The organism is Cognatitamlana onchidii (assembly GCF_004804355.1).
Lineage (GTDB): Bacteria > Bacteroidota > Bacteroidia > Flavobacteriales > Flavobacteriaceae > Cognatitamlana > Cognatitamlana onchidii.
The window spans coordinates 750,862-769,062 of sequence record NZ_SRWZ01000001.1 but is presented as its reverse complement, the minus strand read 5'-3'; the positions used below and the strand labels follow the sequence as shown (position 1 = coordinate 769,062).

The following is an 18,201-nucleotide window of genomic DNA, read 5'->3' as shown; positions in this document are numbered from 1 at the left end:
ATGAACTCTAAGAACTTATATATTTTTAATTCTAGATTAGTTACGCACGTGGTGTTTTGGGTATTATACTATCTGTTTTTTAGTGTGATATGGTCAACTAGTCATGGTCTTTTTTATTCTTTTTACTTAGAGTTTATTTTACTGCCAATAAGAATTTTTGCTGTTTATATTACCCTATATCTTTTATTGCCCAATTATTTGCTCAAAAAGCGTTATTTTACTTTCGGCCTTGGGTATTTTTTACTGATTGCTGTTTCGGCCGTTTTACAACGCTTATTCATATACTTTTTTTATGACCAGCTGCTACTGGCTAATACTGATACCGATTTCTTCAGTCTAAAAATGTTAGTACGTGCTGGTATATTGATAAATACCTCGGTGTTTTTATTATTATCATTTAAAATATTTCAATTATATCTGCTTGAGAAAGCAAAAAACGAAAAGGCTATTGATTCTGTTTTAGAAATAAAAGCCGATAGAAGAATTCATCGGGTTGATACAAAGGATATTTTATTTATTGAAGGCAAGGGTAATTATAGTACATACAATCTTATGGATGCATCAAAGATTACGGCATATGGTTCTTTAAAAAAAGCCTTGGAACAACTTCCGGAAAACTTTATTCGCGTACATAAATCTTATGTTGTCAATAAGAACGAGGTTCGCTCTTTTGATTCAAATTCAATACAGATAAATGACGCTTTTATTCCAAGAGGCAAAAGTGTAGCAGATGATCTTTTAGTTGACTAACAGCTTAGTTTTTATTCATAATATCCTCGATTTCTTCAACTTCAATAGGGATGCTTTTCATCAAATTTATAGGACTCCCTGACTTTTGAATAACAACATCGTCTTCCAGCCTGATACCAAAACCTTCATCAGGAATATAAATCCCTGGTTCAACGGTAAACACCATATTTTCTTGCATGGGTTCTGTTAAAATGCCATAATCGTGTGTATCTAATCCCATATGGTGAGAAGTACCGTGCATAAAGTACTTTTTATATGCGGGCCAATCTGGATTTTCTTTTTGAACATCTGCTTTATCTAGCAGTCCAAGACCAAGTAACTCACTGGTCATTATTTTACCCACTTCCAGATGGTAATCTGCCCAGATAGTCCCTGGTACAAGCATTTTTGTAGCTTCGTTTTTAACTCTTAAAACGGCATTATAAACGGCTTTTTGTCTGTCGGTGTATCGTCCCGAAACAGGAATTGTTCTGCTTAAATCACTTGAGTAGTTGGCATATTCGGCAGCCGTGTCAAAAAGGATTAAATCACCAGATTTGCATTGTTGATTGTTTTCAATATAATGCAGAACATTAGCATTGTTTCCTGAGGCAATAATGGGCGTGTAAGCAAAACCTTTGGATCGATTTCTTAAAAATTCATACATAAACTCTGCTTCTATTTCGTATTCCCAAACATTCGGTTTTACAAAGTTTAATACCCGTCTAAATCCTTTTTCTGTAATGTCGCAAGCTTTTTGAATTAAATCAATTTCAATATCCTCTTTTACAGATCTAAGTCTTTGTAAAATGGGATTGCTCTTGGCTACACTATGCGCTGGATACCTTTCTTTTAGCCATTTTGTAAATCTATCCTCTCTGGTTTCTGTTTCAACATTAGACCTGTAGTGCTCATTCGTGTTTAAATAAACGGTGTCGCACTGAGTCATTAGTTCAAACAATACTTTTTCTAAATCTTGAAGCCAATACACTGTTTTTATTCCACTAATTTCAAAAGCTCTATCTTTGGTAAGCTTTTCTCCTTCCCAGATGGCAATATGTTCATTAGTTTCCTTAAGGAAAAGGATTTCGCGATGTTTTTCTTTTGGACAGTCGGGGAATAATACGAGAATACTCTCTTCTTGGTCCACTCCAGATAGGTAAAATATATCTCTATGTTGTTGAAAAGGCATGGTGCTATCTGCGCTTATAGGATAAATGTCATTCGAGTTAAAAACCGCTAAACTGTTGGGTTGCATTTTTGTAATAAACTTGCTTCTGTTTTTTATAAAGAGCTTGCTATCAATGGGTAAGTATTTCATATTTCGATGCGTTTAGTTCGATAAATGTAATGAATCTGTATCTAACTTAACCATTTATTGTTATCTTTGAGATTCTTGAAAAGAAAGTTGTTTTGATGAAAAAATTAGCTACCAACTGCCTCATTTGTTTTGTTTTAGTATTCAGTACTTCATTACAAACATTGGCCCAAGTTACCCTAAAAGAGATTTCCTTGCAAAGACAAGTCGAAAATTCTGAGTTAATTGTTGAAGGAGAAGTTGTTTCTAAGGAGTCGTTTATAGGGACTGATAACAATATTTATACAGTAAATAGGGTTGAAGTTTTCAAAGTCTTTAAGGGGGATAAGAGAAATCAAATAGAAATAATTACAGCAGGAGGAAACGTAGGGTCTAGATTTCAAATGGTTACACATGCTTTGGATTTGCAGGTTGGTCAAATAGGATTATTTAATTTGAAAAAGATTACAAAATCTGGCGTAAGCGATATGTTATACGAAGTTTACGCTGGACCTCAAGGGTTTTATAAGTACAATATCTACGACGATGTGGTTCTAAATGTTTTTGGAGGTAAAAGAGGGATTTCGGACAAATTTTATAAAGATATTGAGGTTTTAACAAAACAGGATGTATTGTATGTTAAGCCTTTTAGCGTCAAAGGGGCTACTTCAAAACTCCGAACAGCTAAGGGTAGCTTAGTACCTACAGGTATTACGTTTTCACCTAGCACGGTATCGGCGGGTACCAAAACGACTATCACTATTTCCATAGCATCTGGAGCTACTGGTGATTTTGGAAGCCAAAAGGGTACGGTCAGTTTTAGAAATGCCGACACTGGTGGTTTGGATGACGATGATCTTCCTGACTATATTGATGCTTTGGATACTCAAATAACCAATTGGTCGACAAATTCTATTACAGTTGAAGTTCCTGCTAGAGCTGGAACAGGTAATATTAGGGTTACTGATGCCTCTTTAAATGTCATTGACTCCTCCGAAGATTTAATAATTGAGTATGCTGAATTAAATGTAAATGCAACATTTACTATCGGAACAGAAACTAGCACATATGCATTTCCAACAAGACTTCTTAATAATGATGAAAGTGGAGGGTATATTTGGCGGATGGAGACACGGTTCGATGCAGATGTAGAAAATGCTGGCGCGAAAGCAGACTTTATAAACGCTCTTGACACTTGGAGGTGTGAATCTGGTGTTAATTTTTCTATAGGTCCAGTTACCTCAATTGATGAAGCTGTAGTTGATGGTGTCAATGTTATTAGATTTGAGAGCGGAAATGAATTGCCCGAAGGAGTTTTAGGTCAGTGTACTTACTCGTTTAGCGGGTGCGGTTCTTCATTAGAAAATTATGAAGTATTTGCAGAAGAGATGGATTTGGTTTTTAGTAATGACGAAGCATGGCATTTTGGAGCTGGTTTGCCAGGGTTTGAGATTGATTTTAGAAGTGTTGCCTTGCATGAGCTTGGGCATGCGCATCAATTAAATCACGTTATAAATGATAACGACGATGTGATGCACTTTTCCATTGGATTTGGTGAACAAATTAGAGCTTTATCCGAATTCAATAAAATTGCAGCTGACAACGTCTTCTCAAGGAGTGAGGCTTCTGTGCCCGTATTTGGATGTTTCTCCGGCAAATCTCCGATGATAGAATTTGATTGCCAGCTGAGCGTTGTCGATAATCAGTTTGACGATTCCATAATCATATACCCAAATCCAACAAGTGGTGTCTTTTATATTAACAATCAGTCCTCAACAGGTCTTCAAGAACTTCTAATTTTTGATGCTAGCGGAAGGCAGATTTTAAGACAAGAAATTTTAGAAGGTGAAAATTCTAAAACAATTAACCTTTCTGGAGTGTCAAAAGGACTCTATTTTATTCATTTAATTTCAGAAAAAGGCAATATAACAAGTAAGTTAATGATTAACTAGTGCTTTGCGAATTTTACAATAAATCTAGTGTCTCCTTTTTATTCTTTTTAAGCTAGGTCTTATTGTTTGGATTTACTTTTTTAATTAAAACGATTCTAAATAACAAAAACATGAGCTTTGTTAGTTGTCTAGAATAGTGCCCTGAGTTACCTTTGTGTCTGTTTTAACTAAATATATTCAAATGAGCGGATTTTTTAAATCTTCGATTGGAAGGAAAGTGGCTATGGCGCTTTCGGCATTCTTCCTTATGTTCTTTTTAATCATTCATCTAGCTGTTAACATTACCTCGCTTTTTAGTGAGGATTTGTTTAATGAATTATCTCATTTTATGGGAACAAATCCACTGGTGCAATTTGCATTACAGCCTGTTTTAATTTTTGGAGTGGTGTTTCATTTTGTAATGGGATTTGTACTAGAACTAAAAAATAAAAAAGCTAATGGTACAAGTTATGCAAAAAATAATGGTGCCGCCAATTCTACTTGGATGAGTAGAAACATGATTTATAGTGGCCTAGTTATTTTAGCGTTTATTGTGCTTCATTTTATTGATTTTTGGATTCCAGAACTCAATACGAAATATGTTTTAGGCGATATGTCAGGAATGCACGATGGCGATTACCGATATTTTCATGAAATGGTAGAGAAATTTCATAACCCATTACGAGTTGGGGCTTACGTTGTTTCTTTTGTGCTTCTAGGATTACACTTGGCACATGGGTTTACATCAGCTTTCCAATCTATGGGAGCTACCGCAGGACGTAAAAAAACACTGCAACAAATAGGTAAGGCATATTCAATTATAATTCCGTTAGCATTTATAATTATTGCTATTTTTCATCATTTTAACCATTAATCTTAAATAACAATGGCTTTAGATTCAAAAGTACCAAAAGGTCCAATTCAAGATAAATGGACAGATTATAAAAACAAAATTAACCTAGTAAATCCGGCTAACAAGCGTCATATTGACGTGATTGTTGTTGGTACAGGTTTAGCTGGAGGTTCGGCAGCAGCAACTTTAGCCGAACTAGGTTATAATGTAAAAGCATTTGCTTATCAGGATTCACCGCGTCGAGCACATTCTATTGCAGCGCAAGGTGGTATTAATGCCGCTAAGAATTACCAAGGTGATGGAGACTCCACATATAGATTATTTTACGATACTGTTAAAGGAGGCGATTATCGTTCACGCGAGGCTAATGTTTATCGTTTAGCTGAGGTTTCTGCAAATATTATAGATCAATGTGTGGCACAGGGTGTTCCTTTTGCTCGAGATTATGGTGGGCTATTGGATAACCGTTCATTTGGTGGTGTATTAGTATCAAGAACCTTTTACGCCAAAGGACAAACAGGGCAGCAATTATTATTGGGAGCATATTCTGCTATGAACAGACAGATAGCTCGTGGTAAGATAGAGATGTTTAACCGTCATGAAATGCTTGATGTTGTAAAAGTTGATGGAAAAGCAAGGGGAATTATTGCAAGAAACTTAATCACTGGTGAAATTGAACGTCATTCAGCGCATGCGGTTGTTGTAGCAACAGGAGGTTACGGAAATGTATATTTCTTATCTACTAATGCTATGGGTAGTAATGTAACCGCGGCTTGGAAGATCCATAAAAAAGGCGCTTATTTTGCGAATCCTTGTTATACACAAATTCACCCCACGTGTATACCGCGTTCGGGAGATTATCAATCTAAATTAACCTTAATGTCTGAATCATTGCGTAATGACGGGCGTATTTGGGTGCCGAAAAATATAGAAGATGTAAAGGCGATTCGTGAAGGACGTAAAAAACCTACCGATTTATCTGAAGATGAAAGAGACTATTACTTAGAAAGACGTTACCCAGCCTTTGGTAACTTAGTGCCTCGTGATGTAGCATCTCGTGCGGCTAAAGAGCGTTGCGATGCAGGTTATGGTGTGAATGCAACTGGTGAGGCCGTATATCTAGATTTTGCTGCTGCAATTGAACGCTACGGGAAAGAGCAAGCAAAAATTCACAATATTTCTAACCCTTCTGATGCAAAGATTTATGAATTAGGTCAGAAAATTGTTGAGGCTAAATACGGAAACTTATTCCAGATGTATGAAAAGATTGTGGATCAAGACCCATACAAAACACCTATGATGATTTATCCAGCGGTTCACTATACTATGGGAGGTGTTTGGGTTGATTATAATTTAATGACTACAGTACCTGGATTGTATTGTATTGGAGAGGCTAATTTCTCCGATCATGGAGCTAACAGGTTAGGGGCTTCTGCCTTAATGCAGGGGTTAGCAGATGGCTATTTTGTTCTACCTTATACTATTGGGGATTATTTAGCTGATGACATTAGAACGGGCAAAATACCAACAGATTCAAAAGAATTTGACGAAGCAGAAAAGGAAGTTAAAGACAGAATAGACTTCTTTGTGAATAATAATGGAACCAAATCTGTAGACTACTTCCACAAGAAACTTGGAAAAGTGATGTGGGATAAATGTGGGATGTCTAGAAACGAAAAAGGCTTAAAAGAAGCCATGGTTGAGATTAAAGCCATTCGTGAAGAGTTTTGGAAAGACGTTTCTGTTCCAGGAGGGGCTAATGAAATGAACCCTGAACTTGAAAAAGCTGGCCGTGTTGCTGATTTCTTAGAGCTAGGAGAATTATTCGCTAAAGATGCTTTAACGAGAGAAGAGTCTTGCGGCGGGCATTTTAGAGAAGAGTCTGCTGAAGAAGATGGACCGCAAAAAGGAGAAGCAAAACGTAATGATAAAGATTTTGCTTTTGTTTCTGCTTGGGAATATAAAGGGGAGCCTGCAGATGCAGTGTTACATAAGGAGGAATTAGAATTTAAGGATATTGAACTGAAACAACGTTCATACAAATAAAAAAAAGACACTATGAATTTAACGCTTAAAATTTGGAGACAAAAAGACTCAAATGCAAAGGGTCAAATGGTCGATTATAAAGTAACTGATATTTCAGAACATATGTCTTTTTTAGAAATGATGGATGTTCTTAACGAACAATTGATAGCTGAAGGCGAAGAACCTATAGCTTTCGATCATGATTGTAGGGAGGGTATCTGCGGTATGTGTTCTATGTATATTAACGGAGAGGCACATGGCCCTGATAGAGGTATTACAACCTGTCAGTTACATATGCGTATGTTTAATGATGGCGATACTATTACAATTGAGCCATTTAGAGCTGCTGCGTTTCCTGTGATAAAAGATTTAGTGGTAGATAGAACAGCTTTTGAACGTATTCAACAGGCTGGAGGATATATTTCTGTGAATACTTCTGGTAATACTCAGGATGCTAATGCACTTCCTATTTCTAAGCATGCTGCCGATGAAGCTATGGACGCCGCAACTTGTATTGGTTGTGGGGCTTGTGTTGCAACTTGTAAAAACTCGTCTGCTATGTTATTTGTAGGAGCAAAAGTATCTCAATACGCATTGTTACCTCAGGGGCAGGTAGAAGCTGCTGATCGTGTGCAAAACATGGTAGCTCAAATGGATTTGGAAGGTTTTGGTAACTGTACAAATACTGGAGCATGTGAAATTGAATGCCCTAAAGGGATTTCTCTAGATAACATTGCCAGAATGAATAGAGAATTAATGAAAGCTGCTATAAAATAAAACAAGCTTTTAATAAACATAGAAGAGTCTATATCTTAATTGATATAGACTTTTTTTATTCGTTGCCGAAATTAATTTGCGTATATTTCACATTCATGGCAAGAATAGTTCTTTATAGTTTTTTTCTTTGTTGGCTAAGTTATGGTGTATCCCAAAATAAATATGTTGAATCTAAACTTTTTTGCGAGGGAAATATATTAAAACACCTTAGGTCTCTCTCTTCAGATGCTTTTGAAGGCCGTCGTACAGGTACTAAGGGAGGGTTAAAAGCTCAAAAGTATATCATTAATCAGTTCTTCGCTTTAAACGTAAAACCGCTCGTAAAAGATTACAGGCAACCATTTAGGTTTGTTCATAAAGGCAGCTATTATAATGGTGTTAATATTCTTGGTTGTATTAAAGGAACTTTATTTCCTTCAGAATACATCGTGATTAGTGCTCATTACGACCATGAGGGCATAAATCAAGGAGAAATTTTTAACGGGGCGGATGATAATGCTTCTGGGGTGAGTGCCTTATTCGCGTTTGGTGAATATTTTAGACAGAATCCACCAAAACATTCAGTGATTTTAGCTGCTTTTGATGCTGAAGAATTAGATATTCAGGGTTCTAAATACTATATGAAAAATCCAGTGGTTAAGCTTGAAAACATTGTTCTAAATTTAAACATGGATATGATTAGCAGAAGCGATCAACAGGAACTCTTCGTGGCTGGCACTTCTTATAATACACAACTAAAAGCCTTGTTTAAGGAGGAGGTATATTCAACAAATATAAATTTACTGTTGGGGCACGATGGTTACGATGGTTTAGATAATTGGACCTATGCTTCCGATCACGTCAACTTTTATAAAAAAGGTATTTCATTTTTGTACTTTGGGGTTGAGGACCACAAAGATTACCACGAACCTACCGATACTTTTGAAAAGATTCATACAAAATTCTACATCGAATCAGTAAGAACAATTATAAAAGTATTCAAATCTGTCGATAATTTAGAGTTTTAGAAGTATGCTTTTAATTGAACAGATCCTGAGTGAATGGTTTGACTGGTTTCTGTTTTTCTTCCAAAATAACTCAAGTTAAGGTCTAAAAATTTGGTGAGCTTACGTTGGGCTAATAAGCTCCAAGTAAAGTTGGTTCCTGGTTGTAGCCCTTCTAACATTTGATAGGCTACAGGTGTGTTAGGATCTCCTTTAAAGCTATTGGAGAAATAATTAAATACACCGTTAATAGCACTTTTTGCTCCACTACCCAATGTAAATGAAGCACCGAAGTTTTGTTGTGACAGGGATTCATTATCTCCAATACGATTCTCTTTATTGGTTAGTTGATAAAAAATATCGATGCTCGAATTATCATTAAATAAATAAGATAATTTCGGGTTTATTCTAGTTTCATCTAAGTTGAAGTTTTTACTCGAGAAATTCTGGCTTGTACTTTCGTTCTGGTTTAAAGAACTAAGTACGTTAATTAGCCAGTTTGCAGCAACTTTATGATTAAAATTAATCTGATGACTGTTTAAACTATTCTCGATAAAACCAATAGATAGCACATTTCTTGAGGTGTTTTTTAAGTAAGTGTAAGATGTAGTATAACGTTGTTTTCCGCGATTATAAAAAAGGACATTTCTAAAGTTAAGTTGCAAGCCAAGTAGATCTTCGTCATTACCTTCAAAAGGGTTTAAATTAAAACCGCTGCCTTCTTTTTTTAATTTCCTGTCAACCAAATAACTTGTTTGATTATAAAAGTGTGAGAAAAAGCGTTGTGCTTTTTTGTTAGATGTAGACCATTGAGCAGGATTAATACTAATGGTTTGGCTCAGTCTATTTTGATGTGTTTTTACAAACACACGGTTTGGTAAGAGAACTCTAATGTACTTTCCTTGATCTTGAAATTGAGCCAACTCAAACTCTTCAAGTTCTTGAATGCCATTATTATTATAATCGATCCATGTGTATGCACCTTGACCAGGTTCAACCTCTACATATGTAAAGTCCTGTAATGGTAGTGCTCCAGAATTGGTCTCAAAAATAGTATTCCAAACTACAATTTGCTTAAATAGTTTCTGATTAAATAGAAATCTAGAATTTAAAGAATTCTCGTCTTCAATATTTAATTCAGTACTTTTTAAGGTTCTATAGTTAGCAAAAAGTTGAAGATTGGTATTTTTATTTTGAACAAGTTTCGAGTTCAGGTATATGGTATTTGAACTGTTTACACGTTTTAGCTCATTGTTTCTAATACTGTCATTTACACGCTTTTTGTATCCTAATTCTGTAAAAACTTTTGTGCTATCTCCAATACCTACAAAACCTTCATAAGATAAGAACCTTTGGCTTAATGGGGTTAAAATTTGTGTTTCTTTTTCTCGCGCTTCATTATCTTCCAAAGATAATTTTGCACCAACCCAACTCTTGTTCATACTGTAGACAGCACGGTTATGAGACCTTATAAAGGTTGATGACTTTATATTGGAATCGGTATCTAGATAACTTGATTTTGACGAAATGAGAAACTGGTTTAAGTTTAAGTTTGCATCTAGGATATGTCGATTACCATTAAAGTTATTAGAAAAATTTAAAAATTGGTAGGTATAATCAATAACCCCCTTGTTTTTATGAGCAAATCTAAGCCCTGAATTTAAAAGAACTTGATCTCCTAAGTCGCTGGCTATTTGCCTGCCAGGGGGTTGGTCTAGATTCCAATCTCTATTAAACTCAACATTGTAAAGCCCTTCGATATTTCTAAAATCAGCTGTAATAAAATCACTATCAATTAAAGCATCTAAACCCCATGAGTGTTCATTCTTTATAATAGATTGATTGATGGTTACTTTGCCAGCAAATCCATTGTTATTGTTATTATCTATATTCGAAAATAGATTTTGGTCAAAAGTGCTGCCTGCTGCTTCGAAAAAAATATTTGTTTTGCTCGATGGCTTGTACAATCCATTTACTACCGCCAGTTGAAGTTTTTTTGGAGCAATTAACTGAATAACTGGAGCAAAATTACCTTGATTAGGACCAACATATTCATAAATGTTATTAATGGCATTAATACTGCTAAGTCGGTAATCACCTTGATTCTCTCCAACCAAAGAGAAGGTCACATTATATAATTCATCGTCTGGATTGTTAGAGAATACAAATATCTCTAAGCCATTAATCACATCTTTTTTATATTGAATGCGGTTTTGATTGTAGGCTTCCTGAACTTCTGAAGGCGCAATCATTTTGCTCATATCATCGCCAGCATCGGCTAATATTTTAACTTGGTCTTCCGATAGGTTTTGCTGTAAGGGTTGGTTTTTAGCATCGTTTTCAGAATAAACAGAAACACTAATGTCAAGGTCTTTACTTTCAAATTGTCCTCCTCCAGATGCCACAAATCTGGTGTAGCTTCTTTCAGTATATTGATAGTCTACCGAAATGCGCATTTCAGAAGTAATTGGGAAAGTAGAGTTAAAGATAATCTCGCCGGCATTATAATCAATAATATAGTCCTGATCTTCGCCACGCTTAACCACCACGTCATTTACATAAACAATTTCACTGCCAGACACTATTAGTACAAATAGTTCTCCATTAGGGCCTCTTAATTTATAAGGTCCTTGATTTCCTTCTTGAGCGGTAAATTGGTCTGTTGTAAATTGCCCTCGAACAATAGCTCCGGCTGCAAATAAGCTTGTTTGTTTGTCTTTTTCTCCAAGCTTTAAATTAAAGTTTAACCCTTGTACGCGTTTAGAAAAAGCCGAAAAATAAGATGTGTTATTTACCAAGTCTATATCACCAGCTCTAATATTCCATTGGTCACTATAGAGTTCTATAAAAACTTGGTCGAATTCATCTAGACGTTGACTATAACCACTTTCTTGAAGTGGGATATTTGCATCTTGAATTGAAGCTCTTAAAGATACGTTATTGTTTAACTTGCCAGATATTTGAAGATCTAATTCACTGTTTAAAACGGAGCTTTGGTTGTTGCCCACTGTTACCCCTCTCGAAATACTTCCTGATGTGGTTAAACCATCAAAAGGAATAAAGTTGTTGTTAGTATTAGATTGTTTAAACTTGTAGAGGGTTTTTGTGTTGTCATTGTTCTCAACAATAATATCATCGTCCAGTTGTTGGTAGGTTTTTGTTAGAAAATCGGGAAATCTTAGGTATTCCAATACTATAGAGTCTGTATCTGGTTTTTTCTTAAAGGTTAACAAAGCTTTGGAAAAATCCACCTTATAGTAAGAGGTGTCAATGAGTGTATGGTCATTACGTTTTAGAAAAAAATATCTTGAATTAATACTTACACTATCTATTTTAATAGAATCATGTACTGCTACTTTTTTTGTTTTATAATTAGAAGTCTGACTCTGGGCCAAGCCACAAAAACCAATAAAAACCAAAAGAAAATAGGTCAAACACTTCATTAGGTACTTAAACTGAAAATAGTTTAAAATATTTTAATTAGTAGAACGGGTTAAATCTACTTTAAAATTAATAGTGTAAAAGTAACGTATTATTTATTTTAGCTAAAATGTCTGAATCATTATAACCAGTATGAGAAAAACAGAGTTTTTATCTGTTTTAGTATAATTAAAAGTGCAAAATGAAAATTATTTCTTACAATGTAAATGGTATTAGAGCAGCAATAAACAAAGGGTTTATTGACTGGGTAAAAGCTGCAAACCCAGACGTAATTTGCTTGCAAGAAACGAAGGCTATGAAGGAGCAATTAGATTTAAGCCTTTTTGAGGATGCTGGATACAACTACCATTACTGGTTTAGTGCGCAGAAAAAAGGATATAGTGGGGTGGCTCTATTATGCAAAACAGAACCTAGGCATGTTGAATATGGAACAGGAATTGAATCTATGGATTTTGAGGGTCGTAATATTAGGGCCGACTTCGATGGTTTTTCTGTAATGAGTTTATATTTACCTTCAGGAACTAATGATGCGCGTTTAAATCATAAGTTAGAATATATGGACATGTTTCAGGAGTATATTAATGCACTTAAAAAAGATATCCCAAACCTAATTATTTGTGGCGATTATAATATTTGCCATGAGGAAATTGATATCCATAACCCCAAAATGAAAGGCGTGTCTGGTTTCTTACCGGTAGAGCGAGAATGGTTAGGCCGTTTTATAGAAAGTGGGTTTATTGATTCGTTTAGGTACATAAACCCAGATTTACAACAGTATAGTTGGTGGAGCTATAGAGCTAATGCAAGAGCAAATAATAAGGGATGGCGCCTAGATTATGCTATGGTGTCGCAACCATTACAAGAAAACATTAAACGAGCCGTTATACTAAGTGAGGCAGTGCATAGTGATCATTGTCCAATTTTAGTAGAAATTGATAAATAGCAATAAATTAAACTTAAACAGAATGATTAAAAATATTGTATGCTCCTTGCTTGCAATCGCTTTTGTGACATCATGTGTATCACCAAAGGTGTATAAAGATTTGGAGGCCAGATATAATGATTTAAAAGAAGAAAATAGAAAGTTAGCCCTTGAAAATGATGATTTACTAAGTTCTAAAAACACTGCAGAAAACCAACTCAAACAATTAAATGCTGCCTATGATGAGGCTATTGCTGAGCGGGATAAGCTTCAAGCCGATTATAATGCAACTAAAGCAAATCTTGATAATTTAAAGTCTTCATACGAAGCTTTAGAGAAGAATAGTTCTGCAGCAATAGCAGCAAACTCTCAAAAAAATAGAGAGTTGCTAGCGCAATTGGAAGCAAAGGAGCAAGCATTGTCGGCAGAGATTACTCGGTTAGCAAAGCTTAAAAAGGAGTTGGATGATCGCTCAAAACGAGTAGCAGAGTTAGAGGAGCTTATAGCGGCGAAAGACGCAGCTATGACAAGACTTAAAGAGGCTATATCAAGAGCATTAACAGACTTTGAAGGTAAAGGACTAACTGTTGAGCAACGGGATGGCAAGGTTTACGTGTCTATGGAGAATAAACTGCTTTTTGGGTCAGGAAGCTGGGCTGTTGGGGCCGAAGGGCGTAGAGCGGTTAAGCAACTGGGGTCTGTTTTGGGGGATAACCCAGACATAGCAGTTTTAATAGAGGGTCATACAGATAATGTGCCTTATAAAGGGAATGGTACTTTAACCTCGAACTGGGATTTATCCACAAAGCGTGCAACTTCTATAGTTAATATTTTACGGGAAGATAATACCATTAACCCCGAGAATTTAACAGCAGCAGGTAAAGGCGAATTTTCACCTATTGCTTCAAATGAGACTTCCGCTGGACGGGCAAAAAATAGACGTATTGAAGTAATTTTAACTCCTAAATTGGACGAGCTTTCTAAGTTGTTAAATGACCAATAGATATTGGTAATACCTATATTTTATTAAAGTATTAAACCTTTTGAAGGTCATTTCTTCAAAAGGTTTTATCTTTTTAAATTTGTTAGAAAATTTTGAAAATGAAATATACAACACTTCCAAATACCCAGATAAAAGTTAGTAAAATCTGTTTAGGCTCAATGACCTGGGGCAATCAAAATAGTGAAGCCGAGGGGCATGATCAATTAGATTATGCTATAGATCAAGGAGTGAACTTTATTGATACAGCAGAATTATATCCAGTTCCTGCAAATGCCAATACCCAGGGAGCTACAAGCAGAATTATTGGGTCTTGGATTAGAAAACCTGGTAAAAGAGATAAGGTGATTATTGCCTCTAAAATTGCTGGTACGGGTGATTACACAGCGCATATAAGAACATCTGGATTTAGTGCTAAATCAATTGAAGAAGCCATTGATTTAGAATTAGAAAGACTTCAGACAGACTATATAGATTTATACCAATTGCACTGGCCAGAACGCAATACTAACAGATTTGGAGTTAGAGATTATAAGTTTGATGAGAAATGGGAGGATAATTTCAACAGTATACTACATAGCTTAGGTCAGGCTATTAAGGCAGGTAAAATTAGACATATTGGTATTTCTAATGAAAATTCATGGGGTACGATGCGTTATTTAGAAGAGTCAAAGATGCATGACCTTCCCAGAATTATTACCATTCAAAATGCTTATTCAATGCTTACTAGAACTTTTGAAACAGATTTAGCCGAGGTGTCATTAAGAGAAAAAGTTGGTTTGTTGGCTTATTCTCCTATGGCTTTTGGTGTTTTGTCTGGGAAATATATTAAAGAACAAGCATCTGATAATTCTCGATTGAAGTTGTTTCCTAGGTTTTCGCGTTATAGTGGTGCGCAGTCAACTGAGGCAGCAAAACGTTATTTAAGGATTGCTGAAAACAATAATATGTCTCTGGCTCAAATGAGTTTAGCTTTTGTAAATCAGCAACCATTTGTTACTAGTAATATTATTGGAGCTACTAACTTAGCTCAATTAAAAGAAAATATAGAAAGCATAAATGTTTCGCTTTCAAAAGAGGTATTACAAGAAATAAATGAAGTACATCAAGCTATTCCTAATCCAGCAGCTTGATTAGCATATGTGCTTATAAATTTAAGTAGGTTGTTTTGTTATCAGCAAAAATGAATACGTGGTTTGGAGCGGAGCATGCAAGATAGGTTTTGACTTGTGTTAATATTGTCTAAGAGGCTTTAAACTTATTGTAATGCTTTGTTTTAAATAATAAATCAGTTTGGAGAACTAAATATATATGGTTAAAAAAACCCTTATTTTATTTCTATTTTTATTGGGTTCAACACCTGTAAGTTCTCAAATATTAAAGGAACTAGATTCTTTAAATTTTATCGAGCTTGTAGATAAGCGGTTTGTAGATCATGAGCTCTCTAATTATTCTTTACGAGTTTTTGCTAATTATAAAGTCAAGCAATTTGTTATTCTTAACGACGATTTTAAATTACGTTATGTACCTAAAAATAGATCTGGGATAGGTTTTGGTTTTTCAAGCAGTAAAGTACTAATTGATATTGCTTTTAATATAAAAGGAAATGATGAGGAGGTTACTGAGCGCTTTGATATGCAAGGTACTACCATTATTGGAAAAAAGAACTATGTTAATTTTTATGTACAAAGTTATAAAGGGTTCAATGTAAAAAACAATTTTGATCAACCCACGGTGTTTCGAGATGATATCAGGTCAGTAACTATTGGCTTTAATACTTTACGTACCATTCCAGATATTGAATTCTCCTACTCTATGTTAAAGGCTGGTTTGGATAATGTGAACAGAAAGTTTTACGTTACCGGAGGCTTTGGGGCGTTTTGCTTTTTTGATTATTTTTCTGCGGATAATACTATTTTAGAAGATAGTGCTGATCTGTTTTTTAATGATCAGGCCCAAATAAAACGATATAATAGTGTTTCTGCAGGAGTCTTGGGGGGTGTTTTGGCAGTATTGGGGTTGCCTTATAATATTTCGGCATCCTGTAATATTATGCCTGGTATAGGACTTATCTATAAACATGTAACCTTAGTAGATACAAGTTATGAGCCATCTAACAATTTACTCTTTAAGGTTGATTATACATTTGCATTAGGTTATAATATGGAGCGTTATTATGTTAATTTAATTTATGGAGGAGGTTTTTATTCAACAGATTTGGGCTATGATAACAAGTATCGTTTTAATCTTTCAAAAGCCAAGTTAGCTTTTGGCTATAAATTAGGCAGAGGAAAAAAACGAAAAAGAAAGTCTTAGCGTGATAGTTGTGGGGCGCGTGTAAGCTCTATGGTAATATGAAAACAAAAAACCCGCTAACTTATATAAGTTGCGGGTTTTAAATTATTTAATTTGATTACCATCTTTGTCAAAAAAATGATATTCTAAGTATGTGTAAGCATCGCGAGGTAAAATTTTTACCCACTTTTTGTGTTCTAAAAACCATTTAGAACGAATAGATGGAAAGCCTTTAGTTAAAAAGGCTGCTATAAAAGGATGTGTGTTTAAGGTCACCTTTTTGTAGTCTTTTTTAAATAGTTTTTCAAGATCGTGATTTATGGTTTGTATAAGCCCAATAGGAGCTTCAACCTCGGCGCCATTAATACCATTAGGGTTTTCCTCTCTGGTTTTAATGTTCATTTCCGGGCGAACACGTTGTCTTGTAATTTGTATCAATCCAAATTTACTTGGAGGCAGTATCTTGTGTTTTGCTCTGTCATCTTTCATTTCATCTCGAAAGTGATTAAAAAGCTTCTGCCTATTTTCAGCATTAGTCATGTCAATAAAATCCACCACTATAATGCCCCCCATATCACGTAAACGCAGTTGGCGGGCTATTTCGGTAGCAGCTATAAGATTTACTTCTAGTGCTGTATCCTCTTGGTTATTGGCTTTGTTGGAGCGATTTCCGCTGTTTACATCTACAACATGAAGGGCTTCGGTGTGCTCAATAACGAGATAAGCACCTTTTGCCATAGAAACCGTTTTGCCAAACGAGGTTTTTATCTGTCTTTCAATTCCGTATTTCTCAAAAATTGGAACTTTAGACTGATACAATTTTACTATTGATTCTTTCTTGGGTGCAATTTCTTGCACGTAATCTTTAATTTGATAATAGAGCTCTTCATCATCTACTGTAATTCCTGTAAAGGTATCATTGAATATATCTCTTAAAATAGATGAGGCTTTATTCATTTCTCCTAATACTTTACTTGGATGATGCGCTCTGTGTAGCTTTTTGCACATTGCCGTCCATCGACTAAGCAAATTTTGCAAATCTTTATCTAGCTCAGCTACTTTTTTGCCTTGAGCTACAGTACGAACAATAACACCAAAACCTTGGGGAGTTATACTCTTTACCAATCGTTTTAATCGATCTTTTTCTTCACGATCTTCTATTTTTTGTGATATAGAAATTCGATTAGAAAAAGGGACTAAAACAATATATCTTCCAGCAATAGATAGCTCTGAGCTAATTCTAGGACCTTTGGTCGATATAGGTTCTTTTACTATTTGTACTAATAGCGATTGATTAGATTTTAAGGCGTCGGTAATTTTACCGTCTTTCTCAATATCTTTTTCAAATGGGAAATCTTTTAAAGTAAAATCTTTAAGTTTACCTGTGCTTACACGTTTTATGAATTTTAAAAGGGAGGGTAGTTTGGGCCCTAAATCATGATAATGCAAGAATGCATCTTTTTCATAACCTACATTTACAAATGCAGCATTTAGCCCGGGAACAGCTTTTCTTATTTTGGCTATAAACACATCACCAACAGAAAAGTCGTTACTATCTTCATCCTTTTGCAATTCAATAAGTTTTCCATCTTTTAATAAGGCAAAATCAACATTATCGGAACTAGATCGAATAATCAATTCTTTATCCATTGTGTTAATTTTAATCCACCACTTGTTTTTTTGAAGTGATAGATGGATTATACATTATTTTTTCACAGGATTTAATCCGTGGAGTTCAAAAAAACCATCATTCGATGTTAAAAAATTGTTGAACTCATTTCAAAGAACTTTGTTGTTTTTAAAATCAAAAAAAGTAGTTAACCTAACTACTTTTTCGATTTATTTTTTCTTTTTGTGACGGTTAGCGCGTCTACGTTTCTTACGTTTGTGAGTCGCTACCTTATGTCTTTTACGTTTTTTACCACTTGGCATAAATAGTGTCTTTTAA

13 protein-coding genes are annotated in these 18,201 nt (G+C 35.0%); 10 read left to right on the top strand and 3 right to left on the bottom strand.

Annotated elements, in window-relative coordinates; translation table 11 throughout:
* Positions 1 to 750: a LytR/AlgR family response regulator transcription factor gene (locus E5D58_RS03595; protein WP_168796619.1), complete on the top strand. Its 750-nt coding sequence runs from the start codon at positions 1 to 3 to the stop codon at positions 748 to 750.
* A 4-nt stretch (positions 751 to 754) separates the two neighbouring features.
* Here E5D58_RS03595 and E5D58_RS03590 read toward each other — a convergent pair whose 3' ends face one another.
* On the bottom strand, positions 755 to 2,050 hold the full coding sequence (locus E5D58_RS03590; RefSeq protein ID WP_136480444.1) for an aminopeptidase P family protein: 1,296 nt from the start codon (positions 2,048 to 2,050) through the stop codon (positions 755 to 757).
* A gap of 191 nt (positions 2,051 to 2,241) precedes the next feature.
* Here E5D58_RS03590 and E5D58_RS03585 point away from each other — a divergent pair, with 191 nt between their 5' ends.
* The 5 genes from E5D58_RS03585 to E5D58_RS03565 all read left to right on the top strand — a co-directional run bounded on the left by E5D58_RS03585 (position 2,242) and on the right by E5D58_RS03565 (position 8,619).
* Positions 2,242 to 3,978, top strand: coding sequence for a T9SS type A sorting domain-containing protein (locus tag E5D58_RS03585; RefSeq protein WP_168796618.1), 1,737 nt, complete (start codon positions 2,242 to 2,244; stop codon positions 3,976 to 3,978).
* 181 nt (positions 3,979 to 4,159) lie between these two features.
* A complete protein-coding gene (locus tag E5D58_RS03580; RefSeq protein ID WP_136480442.1) occupies positions 4,160 to 4,831 on the top strand; it encodes a succinate dehydrogenase cytochrome b subunit in 672 nt (223 codons plus the stop codon).
* A gap of 12 nt (positions 4,832 to 4,843) precedes the next feature.
* Positions 4,844 to 6,856 carry a fumarate reductase/succinate dehydrogenase flavoprotein subunit gene (locus E5D58_RS03575; RefSeq protein ID WP_136480441.1) on the top strand — a complete coding sequence of 671 codons (2,013 nt, stop codon included), beginning with the start codon at positions 4,844 to 4,846 and terminating at the stop codon, positions 6,854 to 6,856.
* Between the two features lie 12 nt (positions 6,857 to 6,868).
* Positions 6,869 to 7,612 (top strand): succinate dehydrogenase/fumarate reductase iron-sulfur subunit, encoded by a 744-nt coding sequence (locus E5D58_RS03570; RefSeq protein ID WP_136480440.1) that lies wholly within the window; start codon positions 6,869 to 6,871, stop codon positions 7,610 to 7,612.
* Positions 7,613 to 7,707: 95 nt separating this feature from the next.
* Positions 7,708 to 8,619 (top strand): M28 family peptidase, encoded by a 912-nt coding sequence (locus tag E5D58_RS03565; protein ID WP_136480439.1) that lies wholly within the window; start codon positions 7,708 to 7,710, stop codon positions 8,617 to 8,619.
* Here the strand turns inward: E5D58_RS03565 and E5D58_RS03560 are convergent.
* Positions 8,616 to 12,038, bottom strand: coding sequence for a hypothetical protein (locus tag E5D58_RS03560; RefSeq protein ID WP_136480438.1), 3,423 nt, complete (start codon positions 12,036 to 12,038; stop codon positions 8,616 to 8,618). The two genes, E5D58_RS03565 and E5D58_RS03560, sit on opposite strands and share 4 nt — an antisense overlap.
* A 179-nt stretch (positions 12,039 to 12,217) precedes the next feature.
* Here E5D58_RS03560 and E5D58_RS03555 point away from each other — a divergent pair, with 179 nt between their 5' ends.
* From E5D58_RS03555 to E5D58_RS03540, 4 genes are all read left to right on the top strand, one after another.
* Entirely contained in the window at positions 12,218 to 12,979 is a 762-nt protein-coding gene (locus tag E5D58_RS03555) for an exodeoxyribonuclease III (protein ID WP_136480437.1), read from the top strand.
* A gap of 22 nt (positions 12,980 to 13,001) precedes the next feature.
* Positions 13,002 to 13,961 carry an OmpA family protein gene (locus E5D58_RS03550; protein WP_136480436.1) on the top strand — a complete coding sequence of 320 codons (960 nt, stop codon included), beginning with the start codon at positions 13,002 to 13,004 and terminating at the stop codon, positions 13,959 to 13,961.
* 98 nt (positions 13,962 to 14,059) lie between these two features.
* Complete coding sequence (locus E5D58_RS03545) at positions 14,060 to 15,091, top strand: aldo/keto reductase (protein WP_136480435.1); 1,032 nt, start codon at positions 14,060 to 14,062, stop codon at positions 15,089 to 15,091.
* A gap of 178 nt (positions 15,092 to 15,269) precedes the next feature.
* Positions 15,270 to 16,274, top strand: a complete 1,005-nt coding sequence (locus E5D58_RS03540) for a DUF4421 family protein (RefSeq protein WP_136480434.1) — start codon at positions 15,270 to 15,272, stop codon at positions 16,272 to 16,274.
* A gap of 84 nt (positions 16,275 to 16,358) precedes the next feature.
* Here E5D58_RS03540 and E5D58_RS03535 read toward each other — a convergent pair whose 3' ends face one another.
* Positions 16,359 to 17,903 (bottom strand): Rne/Rng family ribonuclease, encoded by a 1,545-nt coding sequence (locus E5D58_RS03535; protein WP_136480433.1) that lies wholly within the window; start codon positions 17,901 to 17,903, stop codon positions 16,359 to 16,361.
* Positions 17,904 to 18,201 lie beyond the last annotated feature (298 nt).